Source organism: Sphingomonas sp. LH128 (genome assembly GCF_000293195.2).
Taxonomy (GTDB): Bacteria; Pseudomonadota; Alphaproteobacteria; order Sphingomonadales; family Sphingomonadaceae; genus Novosphingobium; species Novosphingobium resinovorum_A.
In genome coordinates this window covers 1-17,074 of the sequence record NZ_ALVC01000035.1, presented here as the reverse complement: position 1 = coordinate 17,074, position 17,074 = coordinate 1, and the positions used below count along the sequence as shown (strand labels likewise).

Here is a 17,074-nt window from a genome sequence, read left to right as displayed (position 1 = left end):
AGCCCCGGTTGACAAGCCTGCGCTTGTGCTAACAAAGTGATACACAAGCTGCCCCGCGCTTTGGAACCGACGACGCGGGCGAAAGAGCCGGGGGAATTGATCGTGGAGCAGGCGCCAGCAACCGTTTTCGAGGATCTGGCGCAAGGCGTTTACCTCGAAGGTCTCGCAGTCGATCATGAACGCGGTGTGATCTGGTACAGCGACGTCATCGCCGGTGGCATTCATGGGGTGAGGGCCGATGGAACTCCCGTCGCAACGCTCAATCCCCAACGGATGTGGACAGGGGGAATCCTGCTGAACGCCGATGGCGCGGTGCTGTCGAGCGGGCAGGGCGGCATAATGTGGAACCACCCAGGCACAGGGCGATCGGGCTGGTTGATCGAGGAATTGGAAGGCGAGCCGATCAACGGCATCAACGAGATGTGGCCGGATGGCGAAGGAGGCATCTTCTTCGGTACGAACGACATCGAAATGGTTATCGCGGCGCGCGAATCCCGGCCCACCGCCTTGTACCGCCTGACGCAAGATCGCCGGGTCATACCTTTGGCACGGGGCCTCAAGTTCTCCAACGGCCTGGCCTTCGATCCGGTCCGCCGCAGCCTGTATTGTTCGGATACCTTTGGTTGCGCCTGGGCCTGGGACGTAGCTTCCGACCTTACCTTGTCTCGCCAGCGAGTGCTGCTTGCGCGGGAGGATTGCGACGGGCTCGCGCTCGACCTGCAGGGCAATATCTGGATCACCGGGTTCCGTTCCCCGGGGATCATCCGCCGTGTCACGCCTGAAGGCGTGGAGATGGATCCTGCTGTCACACCACCGGGCTCCACTACTCAAGTGCGCTTCGGAGGCCCAGACCAGCGCGATATCTATATCACTCTCGTGCCAGCCGATGGCGGTGATAGTCTTAAGGATGGCAAGCCTCTGTCGGGATCATCCAGATTGTGCCGGGGACGTTCGCCAGTACCCGGGGTGCTCGTCGTGCCTGCCGACTTCGCACTGGACTGAATTACCTGCACCCCAGGGACGAGGCTGCGCGCTTAATCCATCGTTCGCAATTTGATGATGTCTGCCATGTCCTGACTGGCGTTGCGGATTAATGTGCGCATGGCCTCCGAGGCGCCGTTCGCGTCCCGGTGCTCGATGGCTCTCAGTACCGGCAAGTGATCGTCGATCGAACTGTGCGGTGTCTTCTGATTCTGACGCATCGCCTTGAAATGGGTCGTCCATTCGATCGCGGTTCCGATCGAGCCGGCAAGCGTTCCCAGTGCGAGATTTCCTGATGCCTCGATGATGTGATCATGAAACCTGCGGTCGGCTGCCCTGCCTTGCGGTGTAGCCAGTGAGAATTCCTTTACTTCGGTCACGGCCTGTTTGAGTTCCTTGAGCTGATGTTCGCTGCGGCGGACGGCGCAAAGATAAGCTGCGGCAGGTTCGATCACGAAACGCAGTTCGAACAGATCGTTGATGAACTCGTCGTTCGGTCCGGTGGAGAACATCCATGCAAGGATGTCATGGTCGAGAAGGTTCCAGCGCCGCGTGGGGGTGACGTGCGTACCGGCCCGCGGCCTGCTTTCGACCAGGCCCTTTGCGACCAGAATTCGCACCGCTTCCCGATAGGCAGTGCGCGAAACGCCCAGACGTTCCGAGCTTTCGATCTCTCCGCCAAGATTGTCGCCGGGTTGCAACTCGCCGCTCAGGATGGCTATCCCCAGATCGCGGGCCACCGTTTGGTATATTCGGAGCGCTTCCCCGGTCTTCTGGTCCTGCGTCGTTGCCAAGTCGTCCAGCCTTTCACTGTCTATGCTTGCCGATGCGACAGGGATTTGTGCTCGTGTCAAGTTATCGATGGACATCGCAAGCCACGGGTTCGCCGGTCGGGGGCAACGTACCGCTTTTCATCAACGTTCCAGCGATGCGGTTTCCTGGAAGTCAGGCGCTGACCAGCGTGGGGGGCTTGTCGCGCTTCGCGCCTTCTTATATCTACCAACCATTCAGTAAGGAATCGGATGGTGGCAGTCACCAAACGTCGCACGCGCCAAAAACCTGCAGATCGTCGCGACAGCATTCTGGAGGAGGCCTTTGGCCTTATTGGCCAGCACGGCTTCAACGGTTTTACCGTCCAAGCGCTTGCCGCCCGTTGCGATCTGTCAAATGCCGGCATCCTTTATCATTTCGGATCGAAGGACGGCGTCCTGCTTGCGCTGCTCGACGAACTCGAGCGGCGCGATGCAGTAATCCTCAGCCCTCTGGTCGAAGATGCGGCACAAAGCCGCGAGACCGACCGAGCTCATGAAGCGTTGATGGTGCTGTTGCATGCGATGGCCGAGCGATGTGTCAGTCGGCCGGCCCTCGATCGCTTTGCACTCACGCTTCAGTCCGAGGCGATCGACCCGACTCATCCCGGGCACGACTGGTTCAGGGTGCGCGAGCAGATGATGCTGGACCTGTTCACGCGGCTGTTGAGTTCGCTTGTGCCCGAACCCGAAGTCACGGCCCGTCACATTTGTGCATTGCTGATCGGACTTGCTCAGCAATGGGTCCGTTCAGGCAGTGCATTCGATCTCGTCGGGCAATGCGACAAGGCGTTTGAAACAATCCTGCGCGGTGCGTGCGAACCGAGTGTGCAAAGCAACTGAAAAACGGGGAGAAGATGATGGCTATGGTTAGATTGAACCTGCTGCCGGCCGCGATGACCGCCGCGATGTTGGGGCTGGGTGGATGCAGCGTCACGCAACCGGCGCCTGGCGAAAGCGTCGCCGTCACAGCGCCGGCGCAATTGGACGACGAGGTTCTGGCCGCCGCGTGCACGCCTGAGGTGATGAACCGCGTCGCGCAATCGCTGGGCGGCGTTACTGTGAAGCCTATTCCCAATGGCGCAACCGTGCCCGCAGGAACGCGCTTCTATCCGGCCAGGGAGGGGGCTCCCGCGTTCTGCCAGACGGTGGGCAGCTTCGTCACTAATCCGGCGACAGGAAAAACCGCCAACTTCATGGCGACGCTTCCGGCGCACTGGAATGGCAAGTACATGCAGATCGGCTGTTCGGGGCATTGTGGCCAGTTCTTCGTCAGCGATCCGGCGATGCCGACCATCGTTATTACGAGCCAGGGCAAGCCGATGGATGCGATCAAGCGGGGTTATGCCGCTTTTGCGACGGACGAGGGCCACGTCGGGCTTGCCGGCGGCACCTGGGCCGTCAAGGCGTCCGGACAAGTCGATCAGGATGCGGTCACCGACCTTTACTATCGTGCCGACAAGGTCCTCGCCCGGATGGGCAAAGCCTTCACGACCGCGTTCTACGGCGCCTTGGCCAAGCGTCCTCAGGTCATCACGCACTCGTACTTCAACGGCTGTTCCGGTGGAGGCCGCGACGCGCTGGTCGCAGCCTCCTACTTCCCGACCGAGTTCGACGGCATCATCGGTGGATCGCCCTACAGCACGGCAGGCACTGCGTTCCAATTCGCCGGCGTTCCCATCGCGTCGCTGCGTTCGCCCGGCGCGTTCGTTCCAGCCGACCTCATCAAGCTGATAGACCCGATCGTGAAGGCGCAGTGCGACAAGCTGGACGGGGTGGAAGATGGCCTCATCCAGAACCCGGCGGCCTGCAATTTCCGTCCCGAGCGCGACCTGCCGATTTGCAAACCCGGCGAAAGCGGCGGCAAGTGCTTCACGAGTGAGCAGGCCGAAACCGTGAGTGCACTGCTCAGCGCGGTCACCGACGAGGAGGGGAACATCGTTCAGCCCGGTTTGTCGGTCAGCGAGATTCAGGCGATGTCGTTCATCACTCCAAAGCGTCCCGCGGATCTGACGGCGCCGGAGCCGTTTCCCGGATCGGACAACGGCGATGTGGCGCGCAATGGCTACTGGCCCCTTGCTGACGCTATGCTCAAGGTCTTCGTCCACGAAAACGATCCCGCCTTCCACACGCGCTCCGTCATAGGCTTTCGCAGCGGCGGCCCAGGCCCGGTCAGCAACTATCATATCGTGGTGCCGCGATCGGAGGTCGCGCTCCTGCACGACAAGGCCCGGTTGGGCACGGGCCATTTCGTGGAGAACTACGACGCGTTGCTGAATTCGAAGACGAAGCTGATGATCTGGCACAACCTGTCGGATACCGTGCTGACCCCCTATACTTCCTATAACCTGTATAAGGCACTCGCCAGGCGGCACGGGGGCTATGGCCGGTTGCAACAGAGCATCCGCCTGTTCAGCCTCCCCGGGACTCCCCACTGCAGCATGGGCGGCATAGGACCCAACTCCTTCGATGCGATTGGAGCAATGGAGAACTGGGTGGAAAAGGGCGAGGCGCCGGATTCGCTGGCCGCCACCTTTTATCCGGTGAACGGGTTCGGCGTGAAGGACTTCGACAAGGTTCCCGGTCGGACGATGCCGCTTTGCAAGTTCCCGGAAATGGCGCGCTACAAGGGACATGGCGACGTCAACGACGGACGCAACTGGGAGTGCGATCCACGTGACAAGCGGATGCTGCAGGTAGGCGAGAGCGGCGTGCAGGCCGGCGTTCGTAACTAGCGGTCGCACGGAGGGCGAGAACGATGAAACTGATGCAAGCAGCGCCTGCCAGTCGAGGTTTGAGCCGGCGCTCCGTCATTCGATGCACTGCGGCAGGCGCTGCCGCGATCGTGTTGGGCAAGGTCGAGGCGGGGGCGGCTGCCGGGCCGCTCCTCTCGTCGGCTCATCGGCCTGTCACGCTGGGGTTGACCGATGCGACCGTGCGCAAGGAGTTGCGCGAGGACTATGCGGGAACGCTACGTCGGATCGCCGCGATGGGTTATACCCATTTCGGATTCCGGCTGGCGCCCTATTCGGACCGTGAACCGCCTGAACCGTCGGCCGAGGACAAGGCGCGCATGGTACGCGACTGCGGAATGGCGGTGGGCGTCGTGCGTTATGGATTCGCGTGTGGCGTAGAGGAGCAGGTCGATGCCGCCGCGGCCATCGGTGCCTCGGTCATGGCCTATACTGCGGCGCCGATCTTCTTTTCCTCCACGCCGATGGGCGTTGCGACGCGCGCCCAGTTCGATGCCTGGCTCCCCGAATTGGGAAGGTTGGCCGAGGCGGCCCGCGCAGGCGGGCTGACCCTGGCCTATCACAACCACTGGTGGGACCATGCGCCGATCGGCGGAGAAGCGCCACTCAGGCTGATCGCGCGAACCTATCCACCCGGCCTCGTGGCCTTCGAAATCGATCTTGCCTGGGCCTACGTAGGCGGCGCCGATGTCTTGCATCTGGTCAAGAGCCTGAAGGAACGGGTCGTCTCCCTGCACCTGAAGGACGCTATCGGCGATGCCTCCCTTGGTCCGATGCAGCGCCTGCGACTGCTCGGAGGAGGCGACATGGATTTCGCAAGGCTCCTGCCCGAAATCGATCGTACCTGCCATGCGACCGGCTATGTCGAACTCGATACCACCGTCGATGGAATGGGGGACGCCTTGCGCGCGGCGGAGACCATCCGAATGATCAGGGGCGGCCGCAAGATCCGTTGAAGGCGGCTTTCGCGGCGCGCGGCCCCGGCTCGGATCAGGTCGGCATGATGCCGAAGCCCCGTCGCAAGGCGTTGATCTTGGTATTGGTGAACCACTCCCTCAGTTTGGTCGGGAACATCCGGTTGTCGAATCCATGGAAGACCCCCGGGACGACGAGCAGTTCGGTCTGAACCCCATTTTTCAGAAGGCGTTGAGCATATTCGACGTCTTCCAGACAGAACAGATCGAGCGTACCGACGCCGATGAAGGCGGGCGGCAGGCCGGTGAGATCGCTTATCCTGGCCGGAACCGCGGCGATCGGCACTTGTCTGCTGCCGGGAGGCACGCCCAGAAGGCTCTCCCATCCAAAGTGGTTGCGACCCGCAGTCCACAACAGCGTTCCGACATGCGGCGGCGGTTTTACCGTGGTCCCGGTCCGGTCATCCAGCATGGGATAGACGAGGCACTGGAAGCAGAGCGGCACCTTGCCGCGGTCCCGCGCGGCGATCGCGAGAAGGGCAGCGTGACCCCCGCCCGCGCTTTCACCCATGACCGCGATCCGCCTGCGGTCCGCGCCTAGTTCCGCGGCATGATCGAACAGCCACGAAAGCCCGTCGTAATTGTCCTCCAGCGACCCTTTCCAGCGGGTCTCGGGCGCAAGACGGTAGTCGACGGAAACCGCGACGCAATCCAGCGTCGCGCAAAGGTCCTGGAGCGCGGCTACCGCGTCGGCGGCCTTGCCGGCTACGAAGCCGCCGCCATGGATGTGCAGGATAGCCGGTCTCGCCGTCCCCGGGCGGGCATTGACGACATAGATAGCAAGGTCGTGGCCATCCTTCGCACGGATGACGCGGCGTTCGTGCGGGATATCGTTGCGCAGCTTGTCGGGGAACGGGTTTGGCGCGTTGCGCATCTGCTCCAATCCATCGCGGGTCATCGGCGGACCCGCACTGCTGAACTGCGCGAGCGGCCCGGCGAAGGCGCGATATTCGGGGTGCAGCAGTTCGGGAGGCACGGCAGGCGCAGGCGGGGCGGGAGGAGGAGCGGCGGCTAGCACGCGCATCGGTGTGCCGACCGATGTGGCGGCGGCAGTCAGCGCACCGCCGATCATGGTGCGTCTATCGAGTATCATCGTGGCCTCTCCCTGCAGTGTGATCCGCTCCCTGATCACGCCGATTGGACGAGAGATGACGAATCATGAAAACGGCTTGTCAGACAAATTTAATATAACTAACCATTCAGTCGGTAAGAAGACAAGGTCGTTCGACTCGTGGCAATGCGCGCGGACCTGAAGGGAAGGGAAAAGGATAATGGCTGAGGCGAGGTTATCGCGAATCCGGTCTACCGTGCGGTTGAACACGAGCCTTGGCATCGCCATCGCCGCGGCGCTTGTCGCCGGGTGCACCACCGGGGAGGAGGCGCCGTTGGCGGCCGCACCCGCTTCGCCGTCTGGATCGGTCGACCTTGCGCACATGTGCAATGCCGCAGATATTCAGAAGATCGCCGATAGCCTGACCACCAAGGTCACGCTTGGCCGGATCGCCAACATTCCCGGGCCGGCCTATGCGGACGGCATCAAGTTCTTTCCGGCCGCGGGTGACGTGCCAGCCTTCTGTCAGGTGACCGGGAGTTACGTCACCAATCCGGCCACCGGCAAGACCTCTAATTTCCTCGCTACTTTGCCGGAAAACTGGAACGGCAAGTACCTTCAGCTTGGATGCGGAGGACATTGCGGGACATTCGCCGTCAGCAACCCGGCAGCGCCGACAATTACGATCACCAACCAGGGCACCCCCGGCCAGATCATGCGCAAGGGCTATGCCGCCTTCGCGACCGACGAGGGCCATACCGAGATGACCGCCAGCAGCTGGGCCGTGAAGGGGCCGGGCAAGGTTGATCAGGATGCGATCGACGATTTCCTCTATCGCTCGCAGCAGGTGCTGGCGAAGATGGGCAAGGAATTCACCCGCGCCTTCTATGCGCAGGAAAGCGGCGCGCCGCAGGCGATCTCTCGCTCCTACTTCAGCGGCTGCTCCGGCGGTGGCCGCGATGCGCTGGTCGCGGCGTCCTTCATGCCCGGTGAGTTCGACGGGATCATCGCCGGTTCGCCGTATGACATCGTCGGCCGATCGTTCCATTCCACCGCGACGACCTTCGCATCCATCCGTTTCAAGGATGCCGGGATCACGCAGGGGCAACTCGACTTCGTCCAGCACACGGTCATGGATCAGTGCGACGGCCTGGACGGGGTCAAGGTTGGGCTGATCCAGAACCCCATGGCCTGCAATTTCAAGCCCGAGCGCGACGTTCCCGTCTGCGCCCCCGGGAAGACCGGCGATCAGTGCTTCAGCAGGCCGCAACTCGAGACGCTCAGCGCAGTGCTGACGGCCGTGACCGATGAAAAGGGCGATGTCGTCCAGCCTGGCTATTCCGTGAGCGAGCTGCAGAACAGCTTCCAGGCGCCCTATCCGGCGAATCCCGCGGCGGAGGATCCGTGGGCCGCGAACCCGATGGCGGCCGCCTTGTGGTCGCTTGGCGACGCGGTGGTGAAGGTGTTCACGCACCAGAACGATCCGGCGTTCCGCACCCGCGATATCGTGCAGCTGAGGGACGGAGGCCCCGGCGGTATCACCGCATTCCGAGGTGTAGTGCCACAAGCCGAAGTCAAAGCCGTGCAGGCGGCGATGCGCATGGGCTATGGGCATAATCCGGCGACGTTCGACACCTACCTGTCGCAGAATCGCAAACTGCTGATCTGGCATAATTTCAGCGACGAGAAGCTGACCCCCTACATGTCGGTCAATCTCTACAAGAAGCTGGCCGCGCGCCACGGTGGTTACTCCAGGCTCCAGCGGGATGCCCGCCTGTTCTCCCTACCGGGCACGGCGCATTGCAGCGGCGGTGGTCTGCCGATCGGCCCGGGAAGCTTTGATGCGCTGAGCGCGATGGAGAACTGGGTCGAAAAGGGCCAGGCCCCGGACAGCCTGCTGGCGACGCTATACAAGCCGACTCCGATCAGCGCCGACTATTCCAAGCCGCTGGGCCGTACCATGCCTCTCTGCAAATTCCCGGAGATGGCGAAATATAGCGGCTCGGGAGACATCAAGGATGCCGCCAACTGGACCTGTTCGAGCAAGGACAAGTCCATGCTGAAACTGGGCGAGAGCGGTCGTCGTGCAGGAGTTATCGACTGATGAGCAAGATTTTCACGCAGCGTCTGCGGTGGCGGACCGGAATCGCACTCGGCATGGCGCTCGCCATAACGGGAGTGGCCAGCGCGGCGACGCCTGATCGACTGGAAACCGGCAAGCAAGGCGAGACGACCGAGGCCGATCCTGGCACGATCCTGCCTGTGCCCTATTCGAAAGGGGTGGACCTGATCGGACATACCGACGTCGGCGGGCGCACCGGCAATCTCATCATGGCATGGTCGGGTCGCTGCGCTTACGTCGCGAGCGGGATGACGATCAAGCCGGACGGCAGCCTGGCGCAGCTTCCGGCCAGCGCCAATTCGGGGGTCGCGGTCATCGATGTCAGCAAGCCGTCCGCGCCGGTGACCGTCCGCTATCTCCAGGACAAGGGCGCAATGTTCGCGACCGAGACGCTGCATGCCTCGACGTCGCGGGGCAGGGCCGTGCTCGTCGCCAGCATCTATGGCGGCGTCGAAGGCATGAGCGCACCGAAGGAAGGCTGGCTTTCGATCTACGACGTCAGCGCCTGCGCCGATCCCAAGATCAAGGCGGAAGTGAAGTGGCCAGAGCCGGTGCATACCGTCACGGTATCCCCGGACGGACGCTATATCTACGGCACCGTGCTCAATCCGTTCACCGGCGCGGGCGGCATCCAGGTCATGGACATTTCCGATCTGGCGAAGCCGCGTTTCGTCGGCAAGTTCTCGGCCACCCGCGCCGATGGGAGCACGTTCCAGTTCGCTCCGCACGAACTCGTTTTCAGCCCGGATGCACGGCGAATCTACGTCGGCGTCACCAATTCGCAGGGCAGCGACGTCGAGCATGAGTTCAAGAACGAGCATCCCGGAACGCCCAGTGCGGCGATGGTCGGGCAGGACGCGGGCGGCCTGTTCATATTCGACAACAGCGACTTCGTGGCCCGCAAGGCGGACCCGAAGCTGAGGCTGATCGGTAGCGCGGCCCACGCCGGGTGGCATTCCCCGGCGCGTGCGCGCATTGGCGGCGTGCCTTATATCGTCAATGCCGGGGAGCTTGGGGCATGCCCGGGTGCTTGGCCGCGCATCACCTCGATTGCCGACGAGCGCGCGCCCAAGGTCGTGGGCGAATTCCGGCTGGCAATGAACCACAAGGAGAATTGTCCCGCCCCGAGTCCGATGGAGAAAGCGACAGGCGGCATGGTCGGACGCGCCGGCGTCGCCTCAACTCACTTCAACGATGTCGACAGCGCCGAGAATACCCGGCTGGGCCTGTTTCCCTTCATGTATGCAGGCCTGCGCATCGCCGACTTGCGCAATCTGAAGAACCCCGCCGAAATCGCCTATTTCAAGCCGGGCGACCCGTGCATGTCGCACGTGCGCTACCTGCCCGACAGCGGAAACATCTGGTTCGCGTGCAATTCCAGTGGCTTCTATGTCGTCGCGCTGAAGCCCGAATTGCGCAAGGCTCTGGGCCTGCCCGTACTCAAGCCTCGGCGTTGAACGATGGAGTGTAATGGCATGAACGGATCTGTATTCGATCGCAGGAGCGTGCTGGGAGGGTTGGTCATGACGTCGGCGGGCATCAGTTGTGCCGATATGGCAGGAGCGCAAGGCGCCACCGCTTCACCAGTGGTGGAAACCACCGGCGGCAAGGTCCGGGGGACGAGCAACGGCGGGTTGTCCCGGTTCTTCGGCATTCCCTACGGCACCGATACCGGGAAGCACCGCTTCCAGCCGGCGCGCGCGCCTGCGGCGTGGAGCGGCGTGCGCGATTGCAATGTCCTTGGCGCCAAGGCCCCCCAAGGCCCGATCACGCTGCCGGGCATCAGCGGCAAGATGGACCCGGCCGCACGCGGTATTCCAGTGATGATGTCGGTGGCAACGCTGACCACCGCAAAGGTTCCCGAAAGCGAGGACTGCCTGGTCCTCAACGTCATCACCCCCGATGCCTCTCCGCGCCGTAAACGGCCGGTCATGGTCTGGCTGCATGGCGGCGCCTTCGCGATGGGCTCGGGCTTCGATCCGATGACCGACGGCAGCGTCCTCGCCCAAAGTGGCGACGTCGTCTATGTCTCGCTCAACCACCGCCTGAATGCGATGGGCTTCCTGTACCTCGGCGCCCTTCACGAGGATTTCGCCGACAGCGGTAACGTCGGTATGCTCGACATCGTTCTCGCGCTGCAATGGGTGCGGGACAATATCTCGGCCTTCGGCGGCGACCCGGACGACGTGACGATTTTCGGACAGAGCGGGGGCGGAGCGAAGGTCTCAACCCTGCTGGGCACGGTGCCGGCCAGGGGACTGTTCCACAAGGCGATCGCGATGAGCGGTCCGGTGGTGAAGCTGGTCGAGAAGGCCGACGCCGAAGAACTCGCCCGCCGGACATTGGCAACGCTTGGCCTTGCTGCGGCGGATGTGCACAAGATTCAGGCGCTCGATTACCGAACCGTGATCGCCGCGGCATCGGCGGTACGGTTGCCCTCGAACGAGGGCGGCGTCGTTGGCCGAACGCTGGCGCCGATGGTCGATGGACGCTCGATCCCGGCGCATCCGTTCGACCCGGTCGCCACCACCCTCAGCAGCGACGTTCCGCTGATGCTGGGTGCGACCAAGGACGAGGCAACGCTGTTCATGGCCAGCGACGCGGCGCTGGGCGCGATGGGGGCGGACGAGGCGAAGGCCAGGTTCGTCGCCTTGATGGGCGCAGGCGGCGAAAAGGCGTTCGCCGCTTACAGGGCTGCCTATCCCGGTGACGATCCCAGCTACCTGGTGTCCTCGATGATGACCGACCGCCTGTTCCGGACCGGCTCGATCACGATGGCGGATCGCAAGTCCGCGCAAGGCGCGGCCCCGGTCTACCTCTATCGCGTGGACTACGAGCCGCGCGTCGTCGATCGCCTGTTGCGCAGCCCGCACGGGACTGAAGTGCCGCTGGTGTTCGGGACCAAGCTACCGGCCGGCTTCATCGGTTCCGGACCGGAAGTCGACCGATTGTCCGACGTGATGAGAACCGCCTGGTTGAATTTCGTACGGACCGGAAATCCTTCGCAGCCGGGTCTCGCATGGCCGCATTACGATGCCGGCAAGCGACTGAACATGGTGTTCGACACGAACAGCCGGGTGGTTGCCGATCCTGATCCGATCGCACATGACGCGGTGGCCATGGGAATGGCGTAACGGACAGTGCGCCAGCTCTAGCGGAGCCGGCGCCCGTCGCGTTCAGTCTGGAAACAGATCGGTCGTTTCGGCGGCTTCGATCCAGGCGGGCACTTCCGCTTCCAGCATGAAGCGTGCGCGCACCAGATTTTCGGCGGCGGCTCGCACTGCCTTCACGAACCCGGCCCGATTGCCGTATCGCTCCTCGAGCGAAGGGCGGGGGTCGCCGGACGAAACTCGTTCCCGGCGGGTCTTGGCGAAGGGAATGAACGATCCCTCCAGCCCGCACAGGTCGCCGCTACGACATCCCTCGCGACGCAGGTTCCAGCCGACGTTCGTGCCGAGCGGTGCGGCCGCTTCCATCGGCCGATGCTCGCCCACCGAGATACCATCGGCATCGGGGCGCGGCACGAAAAGCTGATAGGCCGCACCATGGCGTGGCGGCAGTACCGTAAGCCGCCCACCGCGCGCGCTGAACTGCGGTCCGAAGTCTAGGACGTCGAGTTCGGCCATCACGTCGGGCGGCGTGAAGCCCGGGATCGCGGGAAACAGCTGATGGTACTGCGCGATCGTCACCAGCCCGCCGTTTTCGCGCGTGGGGAAAGTACTCGGCGGCGGGGCGATTCCCTTGTCCACCCATTCGTCAAGCGCCACGACCATCGCTCCGCCCAGGCCTGGTAGCGAGCGTTCGATGGCCTGGGGGTTGATCCCGGGCGCGTTCAGCGCCTGCGCCGGATAGCGGGCCTCGCCCATGAAACCGTGCGGGGCGACCGGCGGGCTCAGCAGGCCATGGATGCCCAGGTGGCCCGACCCGGCCTTGTAGTAGAGACGCACGTTGTCGGCGATCGGGATCGCATCGCCGTGGCCGTCCACTACCTGGAGCGAATTTTTCCAGGTCCAGAAGCTGTTCTCGTCCACTGCCTCGATCACCACCGGGTCCGTTTCGGGGCGATTGAGAATGCCGTCACGGGTTCCTGTAACGGGATCGAACGACATTCCGAAAGTGAAGGGGGGCTGGGCGTTCGACAGATAGTCGGCATGCCCATCCTGAGCGGCGTAGAACGTGGGGTGGGCGAACTCGACATTGGCGAAAAGGCGGTTGGCGCCGCCGGTGTTGATGAACACGCCGTCGAAGATCCGCTCGCCTGCCTCGGTTTCGTTGAAGCCCAAATAGAGGTATTCGCGAAGATACATGCCGGTGGAGGACGCGCCATACGCATATGCCCGCCGCGCCGGGCGATCGGGCGTGAAGCCCAGCGGATTGGCATTGCCGTCGGTGTCGGCCGCCACACCGCGCAGGAACGTCGCGAGATCGCGCGTCACGGCATAAGCCAAGCCCATGACGATCGGGTTTTTGGCCGGATAGGTCAGTTCGTAGAGACGATCGGGGCTGAAGCCGTCGAACAGGGTGATGTCGCTCGACGTCTCGACGAAGCTGTCGAGGCCTGCCGGGCATGTGCCGAACGCCCACCGGTCGGCCGGGACGGCGACCGGCGGCGCTCCAGCCCGTTCGCGCATGACCAGGCGGGACGCGCCGGTGTCCCGGTCGTTCGTCTCGTAGGCCCGCCAGAACGGGGCGAAGGACTGGCTGATCATCGGCAGGGGTACGGAAAACTCCAGCCGGACCTCGCCGACGATCGGGCTTCCGTCGGGCTGCACCGCGATGGGAAACTCCGGGAACAGCTGAACGGGATTGGCGATGCCGTCGCCGTGCCAACCAGCGTCAACCAGTGCGAAGCCCATGCGCAGCTGCTGCGCCACCTGGCCGTTGACCCGGGCCGGGTCCGCGGCGGGGCCAAGGTCGGTATTGCCGCGATTGTTGATGTCGTAGAAGATCTTGCCGTTGCCCCGGCTCATGTCCACCGGCTTGATCAGGATCACCGGCGCATTGAATTCCACCTTGCCGGCGGCGTTGCGGGGCGCCTTGTCGAGATTGACGATGACGGCGTTACGGGGATTTGCCGGGTCGACCTCGAACCAGGCGCGCCCGGTAAGACGCTCATAGGCGCCCACCTCGCCCCAGGCGTGGCCGCCGGCGTAAGGTTCGCGGTGATCGATGACGAGGCGGGTAAGTGACATCTTGGTGGTCCTGGTCGGATTTCGCCGATGCCGATATCGGCACGGGAGACATGGAAGGTGGGACGAGTCCGTGCGCGCAGGCGCTAGCGGGCTGAAAGGCCCGGGTTGCCCGCTTCGAGCGGCAGGCGCAGCGAGTTCTGGAAATAGGCAACCAGCGTGAACTGCCCGATCAGCACGACGAGTTCGAAAATGCACTGGATGTCGAGTGAGAGCGCCAGCGTATTCCAGGTCTCGTCGCTCACGAAGGCATTGGCGTGCAGTTCTTCGGCGCAGCGCAGCACGGCACGTTCGTGCGCGCTCCATTCGGGCGCGGCCGAGCCTTGCGCCGTCATCCGTTCGATTTCCTCGCTGGTGACACCCAGCGCATGGGCCTGCTGGACGTGTTCGCCGAATTCGAACGGTGCCAGCGTCAGCCAGCCGGTGCGCAGGATGGCCAGCTTCTGGTCGCGCTTGGCCAGACGGCTGGCGGGGCCCATGACTTCCATGGACAGGGCCATGATCCGTTCCCACAAGGCACCGAACGGTAGCATCGTCACCATGATCTGGGGGACCTGGTCGATCGAAAGTCCAGGTACGTCGCCGAACAGCGACTGGCGCAGGCGGTTGGTTGCGGTGACGATCTCGTCCGCCCGCGCGGCACGGTCCACGCTTTCGACGCGCGGGGGATGGCCGAGCAGTTCTGCTTCGCGGCTGCGGATGCGGCCCATGGTCTCTTCGTCGATCGGCATGGTCAGTTCCTTGGTCTGCTCGGTTGGTCTATGGAAAAAAGAGGCTTCAGGCGGCAACGTAGCCGCCATCTACCGGTAGTGCGGCGCCAGTCACGTAGGCGGCCTCGTCACTGGCGAGGAACAGCGCCGCCGCCGCGATTTCGTGATCGAGACCCCAGCGGTTCATGGGGACATTGGGTAGCGCCGGCTCGCCCTGCCGCGGCACGCGCAGGCCACCGGACCAGGGCACCATCCCGGTCCAGGTGGTGCCGGGACAGACCGCGTTGACCCTGATGCCACGCTCCGCATAATCCAGGGCAGCGCTCTTGGTCAGTTGCACGACCGCCGCCTTGGAGGCCGAATAGCAAGAGAGGCCCTTCCATCCCACGAGGCCGGACGCGGAAGCGGTGTTGACGATCGCGCCGCCGCCGGTGCGCAGCATCGAGGCGATCGCGTAGCGCATGCCAAGATAGACGCCGCGCAGGTTCACCGCCATGATCTGGTCGAAGGCGTCCTCGTCCTGCTCGTGGAGAGGGGCGTCCATCGGCCCGGTGGTGCCGGCGTTGTTGCACAGGATGTCCATGCGTCCGAAATGCTCTTCGGCGCAGGCGATCATCGTTCGCACGTCCTCGGCGCGCGTGACATCGACGTGCAGCGAGATGGCGTCGTCGCCGATCGAGCGGGCCACCACGTCCTGTCCTCCGCTGACGTCGGCGCACAGAACGCGGGCGCCGTGCCGGGCGAAAGTCTCGGCGATGGCGCGTCCGATGCCTGAACCGGCCCCGGTGACCACCGCCGTCTTCCCCGCGAGGCGCGGCGCTGTCACCATCTCACGCCTTGTTCACGGGGCTTCCATTCGTAAGGGCGTTCGTAGGACGGGTCTTCCTTGCTCCAAAGCGCCTTGAGGAAGCCCTGGACGTTCTTCGAATGGACCCAGGTGCCGTCGCAGTCCGCCGAGGCCTCGATGGTGCAGCGGCGCACCACGATGCGCCATTCGCCGTTCCGCTTTTCCAAGCGGTCGAGATAGCGGCCGAAAGCGATCGTGGTGCTCTTGCCGTCCAGCCAGTACAGTCCGCCGATCACATAGGATTCGCAATGCGCGACGTCGCCATCCAGATCACAGATATGGTTCGTGATGTTGTGGCTGGTCATGTTGAAGTTGGTGTAGTGGCCCTTGTTGGCCTTTTCCGGGTACTCCGGCGCGAAAGTGACGCTCGGGCCGTGTTCATCGACACCGTCTTCCCACCAGCATCCGGCGATCTGTTCGACGTCCTGGCGATCACGCGCGCGGCTTTCGCGCTGAATGCAGTCAAGGATGTCCTGGCGATCCTTGAGATGCGCCACCGTTGCCTTCAGTTCCGCGAGTTCCTGTTCGATAGTCATATCTCTCTCCTTGCTTGCGTCCGGCGCTCGGGGCCGGTGTTCGCCATGGCGGGGCAGGGTCAGGGCGCAGTCTGCTCCGCGAGCCTCGCGGCCGCCAGCAGGCGCAGATCGGCCGTCTTGATCTTTGCGCTGCCCGTCGTTTCCAGTTCGTTTTCTCCGAAGAACAGCACCTTGCGCGGCACCTTGAAGCTGGCCAGCCGTTCGCGGGCATAGGCGCGGATCGCATCGGGCATGGGTGTGAGACCCTCCAGCGGTACGATGCAACTGACCACCAGTTCGCCCAGCAGCGGATCGGGAATGCCCACCGTCTGGACGATCTTCACCCCGGGGCAATCGCGCAGCACCGCGTCGATTTCGAGCGGAGAGACATTGGCGCCGCCGGTCTTGATGATGTCGTTGAGACGGCCTTCCCAGAACAACCGCCCCTGCGCGTCGAGGTAGCCGCCATCGCCGGTGCGGAAGAACCCGTCCTCGTCGAGCGTCTCGTCAAGCGGGATGCCGATGTAGCCGAGCATCAGGGTCGGGCTCCTGACCGCGATTTCGCCGCGTTCGCCCAGAGGCACCGTCTGGCCTGTCAGCGGATCGACGATCCTGATGGTCGATCCGGCGGTCGGCAGCCCATGGCTTCCCGCCGAGAGCCCGATCGGCGTTTGCGCGGGATAGACGGAGATCAGCGTGAAGCATTCGGTGTTGCCGTAGGCGCGCGGCTCGGTCCATTCGGCATGGACGCTGGGGTGACGCGCCAGCGGAAAGCTGCCGTCGAGGTAGCGCAAGGCCGAAAGGTCCGCATCGGCATACCCGGGCACGGCTTCGAGCTGCGGCCACTGATGTGGCCAAGCCAACAACATGGTGGCCTTTTCGCTTTCGATGAGCGGCAGGGCAGCCACGGGATCGAACGTGCGCTGCAGGACGAGGCATCCGCCCGAGGACAGTGTTCCGCCCAGCGCCATGGTGAAGTTGCCCGAGAAGAAAAACCCGTTCGCCGACCATGTCCGGGGTGGCTCCTCGATCGCGTACCAGGTCTTCCAGCGCCATAGTTGCAGGCAGATGCCGCGATGCGCGCTGAGGATGCCCTTGGCCTTGCCGGTCGAGCCCGAGGAGA

14 protein-coding genes are annotated in these 17,074 nt (G+C 63.8%); 7 read left to right on the top strand and 7 right to left on the bottom strand.

Annotation, left to right across the window (positions count from 1 at the left end; all coding sequences use genetic code 11):
* Positions 1 to 102 precede the first annotated feature (102 nt).
* Entirely contained in the window at positions 103 to 1,002 is a 900-nt protein-coding gene (locus LH128_RS03420; protein ID WP_172704923.1) for an SMP-30/gluconolactonase/LRE family protein, read from the top strand.
* Positions 1,003 to 1,034: 32 nt separating this feature from the next.
* On the opposite strand, the gene LH128_RS03415 is transcribed toward LH128_RS03420, so the two are convergent.
* Positions 1,035 to 1,850 (bottom strand): FadR/GntR family transcriptional regulator, encoded by an 816-nt coding sequence (locus LH128_RS03415; protein ID WP_083910085.1) that lies wholly within the window; start codon positions 1,848 to 1,850, stop codon positions 1,035 to 1,037.
* A 153-nt stretch (positions 1,851 to 2,003) separates the two neighbouring features.
* Here LH128_RS03415 and LH128_RS03410 point away from each other — a divergent pair, with 153 nt between their 5' ends.
* Genes LH128_RS03410 through LH128_RS03400 form a run of 3 tightly spaced genes read left to right on the top strand, consistent with a single transcriptional unit; the run spans position 2,004 to position 5,499 of the window.
* Entirely contained in the window at positions 2,004 to 2,633 is a 630-nt protein-coding gene (locus LH128_RS03410; RefSeq protein WP_008828181.1) for a TetR/AcrR family transcriptional regulator, read from the top strand.
* A 32-nt stretch (positions 2,634 to 2,665) separates the two neighbouring features.
* Complete coding sequence (locus tag LH128_RS03405; RefSeq protein ID WP_008828180.1) at positions 2,666 to 4,525, top strand: tannase/feruloyl esterase family alpha/beta hydrolase; 1,860 nt, start codon at positions 2,666 to 2,668, stop codon at positions 4,523 to 4,525.
* Between the two features lie 59 nt (positions 4,526 to 4,584).
* Positions 4,585 to 5,499: a sugar phosphate isomerase/epimerase family protein gene (locus LH128_RS03400; protein WP_327195048.1), complete on the top strand. Its 915-nt coding sequence runs from the start codon at positions 4,585 to 4,587 to the stop codon at positions 5,497 to 5,499.
* 34 nt (positions 5,500 to 5,533) lie between these two features.
* Here LH128_RS03400 and LH128_RS03395 read toward each other — a convergent pair whose 3' ends face one another.
* The gene (locus LH128_RS03395; RefSeq protein WP_008828178.1) at positions 5,534 to 6,610 is read right to left on the bottom strand and encodes an alpha/beta hydrolase; all 1,077 of its coding nucleotides are present in this window, start codon (positions 6,608 to 6,610) and stop codon (positions 5,534 to 5,536) included.
* A gap of 220 nt (positions 6,611 to 6,830) precedes the next feature.
* Between LH128_RS03395 and LH128_RS03390 the strand changes: the two genes are divergently transcribed.
* Genes LH128_RS03390 through LH128_RS03380 form a run of 3 tightly spaced genes read left to right on the top strand, consistent with a single transcriptional unit; the run spans position 6,831 to position 11,824 of the window.
* Positions 6,831 to 8,672, top strand: coding sequence for a tannase/feruloyl esterase family alpha/beta hydrolase (locus LH128_RS03390; RefSeq protein WP_008828177.1), 1,842 nt, complete (start codon positions 6,831 to 6,833; stop codon positions 8,670 to 8,672).
* Complete coding sequence (locus tag LH128_RS03385) at positions 8,672 to 10,147, top strand: LVIVD repeat-containing protein (protein WP_008828176.1); 1,476 nt, start codon at positions 8,672 to 8,674, stop codon at positions 10,145 to 10,147. Before LH128_RS03390 ends, LH128_RS03385 begins: the two co-directional genes overlap by 1 nt.
* An 18-nt stretch (positions 10,148 to 10,165) precedes the next feature.
* Entirely contained in the window at positions 10,166 to 11,824 is a 1,659-nt protein-coding gene (locus LH128_RS03380) for a carboxylesterase/lipase family protein (protein ID WP_172704919.1), read from the top strand.
* A 42-nt stretch (positions 11,825 to 11,866) separates the two neighbouring features.
* On the opposite strand, the gene LH128_RS03375 is transcribed toward LH128_RS03380, so the two are convergent.
* The 5 genes from LH128_RS03375 to LH128_RS03355 all read right to left on the bottom strand — a co-directional run.
* The gene (locus LH128_RS03375) at positions 11,867 to 13,882 is read right to left on the bottom strand and encodes an alpha/beta hydrolase domain-containing protein (RefSeq protein WP_008828174.1); all 2,016 of its coding nucleotides are present in this window, start codon (positions 13,880 to 13,882) and stop codon (positions 11,867 to 11,869) included.
* A gap of 83 nt (positions 13,883 to 13,965) precedes the next feature.
* Positions 13,966 to 14,610, bottom strand: coding sequence for a carboxymuconolactone decarboxylase family protein (locus tag LH128_RS03370; protein ID WP_008828173.1), 645 nt, complete (start codon positions 14,608 to 14,610; stop codon positions 13,966 to 13,968).
* Positions 14,611 to 14,656: 46 nt separating this feature from the next.
* Positions 14,657 to 15,418: an SDR family NAD(P)-dependent oxidoreductase gene (locus LH128_RS03365; protein WP_008828172.1), complete on the bottom strand. Its 762-nt coding sequence runs from the start codon at positions 15,416 to 15,418 to the stop codon at positions 14,657 to 14,659.
* Positions 15,412 to 15,972, bottom strand: a complete 561-nt coding sequence (locus tag LH128_RS03360; protein WP_008828171.1) for a nuclear transport factor 2 family protein — start codon at positions 15,970 to 15,972, stop codon at positions 15,412 to 15,414. The genes LH128_RS03365 and LH128_RS03360 overlap by 7 nt, the downstream gene beginning before the upstream one ends.
* A gap of 59 nt (positions 15,973 to 16,031) precedes the next feature.
* Positions 16,032 to 17,074: class I adenylate-forming enzyme family protein (locus LH128_RS03355; protein ID WP_008828170.1), on the bottom strand; the 1,043-nt coding region annotated here is incomplete at its 5' end.